A 4,633-nucleotide genomic window follows, 5' to 3' on the forward strand; every position below is an offset into this window, starting at 1 on the left:
GTATGACACATATTTTAGAAGGCGAGTCGTTGCTTAATGACGCTACAGGCTTAGTCTGTTTTAGCTTTGCGGTCGTAGCAGCATTAACAGGCTCTTTTTTCTATTGCTTCAGCAACGGGGCAATTTTTTATTAGTTGCTTTAGGTGGTGCGGCGATTGGTTTGATTGTGGCTGGCGTGATTGGCCGATTAAATCAGTTTTTGGTTAAACGTACCGGTGAAGATCCGGCTATCCAAATTTTGATCAGCTTATTGATGCCGTTTATTGCGTATTTATTGGCAGAGCATTTCCATGTGTCGGGGATCTTAGCCGCAGTGGTTGCAGGTATTGCAATGCACTACGAAAAAATTGTTGGTCGTATGCAAGCCGCCACACGTATGCAAAGTAAAGCGGTTTGGGATACGGTTCAAGTTGCGCTTAATGGAATGATTTTTATTCTATTAGGTGAACAACTTCCTGCAATGTGGAAAATTTTACCTGAAGTGACGCAATCAGCGGGTGCAACTAATCCTTGGGCTGTTTTAGGTTATATCATCGTTATTACAATAGGGCTTGCTGTACTACGTTTTACATGGGTGTGGATCTCTATGTCACTGACAGTATTCCGCTCTCCTGATAAACGTTTATCTCGCCATGATCTGCGCTTAATGGCGATTATGGCAACGGCTGGTGTCAGAGGGGCGATTACGTTAGCGGGTATCTTAACTTTGCCTTTATTAATGACAGACGGCTCACCTTTCCCAACACGAGATCTCGCCATTTTTATTGCGATGGGCGTTATTCTCTGTTCATTATTGATAGCCACAATTGCATTGCCGATTTTAACTAAAGGGCTATCAGAAGATTTACCTTATGAAAATGATGAAATTCGTACGCGTTTAGCGTTAAACGAAGCAGCGATTGCGCATATTAATGAGTTAATGAATCAGCCTTGTGAAGATCTTGATGAGATGTCACTACGCAATGAAGCTGGTTCGCATTTATTAGAAATTTATAGCCGTCGCCTTGATAGTGAAGACAGTGTGCAAGAAGGAGCGCTTGATCTGAAACGCTTGTTTAGCATGGAGCGCCAGTTGTCGCGCAGTGCGTTAAAAATAGAGCGTGATACATTACAGCAGTTACGTAAATCACGTCATATTAGCGAACATATTTTTCATCGTTTACGCCATGAATTAGATTTAAAAGAAGAAGCGCTGAATCATCATTTGAGTTAATTTAGGGCAATATTATCGTCAGATGATGATTGATTGTCTGACGATTTTAAAAAAATGAACGAATTGTGTGTTCATTCTCGCACTGTGTAAGTCGAAAAGAGATCAGACCGTTTTAAAAGCATAAAAGCGGTGTAGAATAGAGGCATTATTGCTTTGTCTATCTCAAAGCTGAATTAGTACGTTAAAATAAGTTTAAAGCGAAAATAATATCTTAAAGCTATTGGCTAATGTGAGATAGCAATGATGATTTATTTTTGCGCACAATAGGGATGACAAGGTATATTGTTGTCATGACTAAACGGACACTCAAATAAATGAGGGGATCATGCGAATTAAATTGTTATTGGGAGCTGCTGCAGCGTTGTTACTAGCAGGCTGTTCTGCAACAAACACATTAAGCACTGCGGGCTCACAGGTACAAATCACTGATACGCAACCAGGCAGTGAATGCCAATTATTAGGAACAGTGACAGGTGTTCAAAATAACTGGTTATCAGGTTCCCGTACTGAAAGCCAATCACTGCGAGGTGCTGCTAATGATCTGCGTAATAAAGCAGCCGCAATGGGAGGTAACGTTATTTTTAACGTGGGTACTGACGCAGGTAGCTTTGTTGATAGCTTTGCACCATTAGATAGCAAAATGAGTGGGCAAGTTTATAAGTGTCAGTAATTGAATATGTGGTTACTTTTTAAGTACCAAGATCTGACCTCAATATCTCTTTTCTTTGAGGTCAGATTTGTTTTTTATTATTAAGGGTAACTTTATTGAGTATTTAGATCTGCTTAATAGCCTTTTTTATCTCGATATCACCATCTAATATTGGAATACATTTTTTAAAGGTATTCTTCTTGTCTAAAATTTCAGCCAGTGTTAAGGCTACATTATCAATAGATATTTCGCCATCAGCGGGTATTTCTTCTTTTTTTTGTGCAGATCTTATGTGTTCCTGAATGTTCAGTTAAATAACCAGCTTGAATTATTGTGTAATCGAGGTGGGTCTGATTGATCAGATAAAGATCTGCAAAATATTTAGCAGTAAAATAATCAACTAATGTGGTCCATTTATCAGGTAATAAAGAATTTACTGCACTAAGCATGATATATCTTTTTATACCTTTCTTCATGGCAATCTGCATGGTTTTTACGGCACCATGTAGATCAACCTGTAATAGATCGTCCCCTCTAGAGCCCGTTGTAAAATAGATGGCATCTACATGTTCAGGGAATTTATGAGAAATGGAAGACAAAGGTTTTGTGATATCTAGTTCAATTTCACGATAATGTGAATTTTTGATTTTAGATGAGTGTGAGATTTTTCTGGTAGTTCCGATGACATAGTGTCCCTTAGCTAATAATGTTTCAACTAATTTATACCCAACTCGACCTTTTGCACCGATTACCATTATGTTCATATTGTCTCCTCAATATTATTTAAGTGTTCACTGATTTAAAAGACAAAAAGCACCAAAGAAGGTGCTTTTTCATAATGAAAGAAAGTGAACATAACTTAATTAGATAAATGATTTTTATGAAAATCACCACAAAACCTATCTTTATAGTGTAGTCACTTTTGTGTGATTATGTTGGATTAATGACATCATCTAAACGTAAATAGTATGGGTTAGTATCATGGATCACTCTTGACGTAACCCTAAATCAAGTAACGTCTTACTTGGTTCACCACCAATTTCACGAGTGAGTTTAGGTACCATATAACCTGAAACTAAGCTCATTAGTGCTTTCATAATTTCTCTCGCTTCATTGTCTGGCACCATAAAGTGAGCAGCACCTTGTACTTTATCGAGAACATGTAAGTAATATGGCATAATGCCAGCATCAAAGAGGGCGCGACTTAAATCCGCAAGGATTTCAGCACGGTCATTGACACCTCGTAATAACACACCTTGATTCAATAGTGTGACGTTGGCATTTTTTAGCTTTGAACAGGCTTTTCTCAATGTATCATCAATCTCATTGGCATGATTGATGTGCAGTACCATGATATTTTGTAAACGCGATTGTTGCAGGCGTTTACATAGGGTATCAGTAATACGTGCAGGAATAACCACGGGTAAGCGAGAGTGGATACGTAAGCGCTTAAGATGAGGGATCGCTTCTAATTGTGTAATTAACCAATCAAGCTCATCATCTTTCGCCATAAGAGGATCGCCTCCAGAGAAGATGATTTCATCGAGTTTTGGGTTATTTTTGATATACTCTATTGCCTTTTGCCAATTTGCTTTGTTTCCTTTGTTATCTTCATAGGGAAAATGACGACGAAAACAGTAGCGACAATTGACAGCGCAACCACCTTTGACCAGAAGCAATGCACGATTCTGATATTTATGTAATAAACCCGGCACCGCATTTTGTTGCTCATCTAATGGGTCCGTAGAAAATCCCGGTGTTATGGTAAATTCAGCATTTGCAGTTAATACTTGTAAAAGTAATGGATCGTTAGGATCGCCTTTTTTCATGCGTGCAACGAATTCACGGGGAACCCTTAGCGGAAAAAGTCGTCGCGCCTGAGCCCCTTTTTGGAGATCAGCGTGATCTTCCAACGCTAAAAGTTGGAGTAATTCAACAGGATCACTGATTGCCTGCGCGAGTTGTGTTAACCAGACTTCTCTGGTGGGGTGATTATGAGTTACAATGTGTGCCATTTTTTGGCTATGCCATTTTAAATTAAAAAAGTTAGAGGATATTCATGGCTTCTTATAATACCAACGATTTTCGTTCAGGTCTTAAAATCATGTTAGATGGCGAGCAGCCGTCATTACTGAATGTGAATTTGTTAAACCAGGTAAAGGTCAGGCATTTGCTCGTGTGCGTCTGCGTAAACTGATTTCTAACAAATTACTGGAAAAAACATTTAAATCTACTGATTCTGCTGAAGGTGCAGATGTCATGGATATCAACTTAACTTACCTGTATAACGACGGTGAGTTCTGGCATTTCATGAACAACGAAACATTCGAACAATTAGCTGCCGATGAGAAAGCGGTTGGCGAAAACGCAAAATGGTTGATTGACCAAGCTGAGTGTATCGTAACACTGTGGGATAATCGTCCTATCGCTGTTATTCCACCAAACTTTGTTGAATTAGAAATCGTTGATACTGATCCAGGTCTGAAAGGTGACACCGCAGGTACAGGTGGTAAACCAGCAACATTAAGCACTGGTGCGGTTGTTAAAGTTCCACTGTTTGTACAAATCGGTGAAGTTATCAAAGTGGATACCCGTTCAGGTGAATACGTATCGCGTGTAAAATAATCGCATAGATTATTTTACTGGATGTAGCGTTAAGCACAATAAATAATTAAACCAGCAACATTAAGCACTGGTGCGGTTGTTAAAGTTCCACTGTTTGTACAAATCGGTGAAGTTATCAAAGTGGATACCCGTTCAGGTGAATACGT

The 4,633-nt window shown here is 39.0% G+C and carries 4 protein-coding genes and 2 pseudogenes; 4 read left to right on the forward strand and 2 right to left on the reverse strand.

The window, feature by feature from the left end; all coding sequences use genetic code 11:
* Positions 1 to 103: 103 nt before the first annotated feature.
* Both BHE89_RS09985 and BHE89_RS09990 read left to right on the forward strand, forming a co-directional pair.
* Positions 104 to 1,213, forward strand: coding sequence for a cation:proton antiporter domain-containing protein (locus tag BHE89_RS09985; RefSeq protein ID WP_286146047.1), 1,110 nt, complete (start codon positions 104 to 106; stop codon positions 1,211 to 1,213).
* Between the two features lie 325 nt (positions 1,214 to 1,538).
* Positions 1,539 to 1,883, forward strand: a complete 345-nt coding sequence (locus BHE89_RS09990; protein ID WP_069369763.1) for a DUF4156 domain-containing protein — start codon at positions 1,539 to 1,541, stop codon at positions 1,881 to 1,883.
* 233 nt (positions 1,884 to 2,116) lie between these two features.
* Here the strand turns inward: BHE89_RS09990 and BHE89_RS09995 are convergent, their stop codons facing one another.
* Entirely contained in the window at positions 2,117 to 2,617 is a 501-nt protein-coding gene (locus BHE89_RS09995) for an NAD(P)H-binding protein (protein ID WP_286146048.1), read from the reverse strand.
* A gap of 231 nt (positions 2,618 to 2,848) precedes the next feature.
* Entirely contained in the window at positions 2,849 to 3,877 is a 1,029-nt protein-coding gene (epmB, locus tag BHE89_RS10000) for an EF-P beta-lysylation protein EpmB (protein ID WP_069369761.1), read from the reverse strand.
* Positions 3,878 to 3,921: 44 nt separating this feature from the next.
* Here epmB and efp point away from each other — a divergent pair.
* Together efp and BHE89_RS10010 are read left to right on the forward strand one after the other, a co-directional pair.
* Positions 3,922 to 4,487: pseudogene (gene efp / locus BHE89_RS10005) on the forward strand (elongation factor P).
* A 48-nt stretch (positions 4,488 to 4,535) separates the two neighbouring features.
* Positions 4,536 to 4,633: pseudogene (locus tag BHE89_RS10010) on the forward strand (elongation factor P); the annotation flags it as partial.

It is taken from the genome of Shigella sp. FC1967 (assembly GCF_001743005.1).
Taxonomy (GTDB): Bacteria; Pseudomonadota; Gammaproteobacteria; order Enterobacterales; family Enterobacteriaceae; genus Proteus.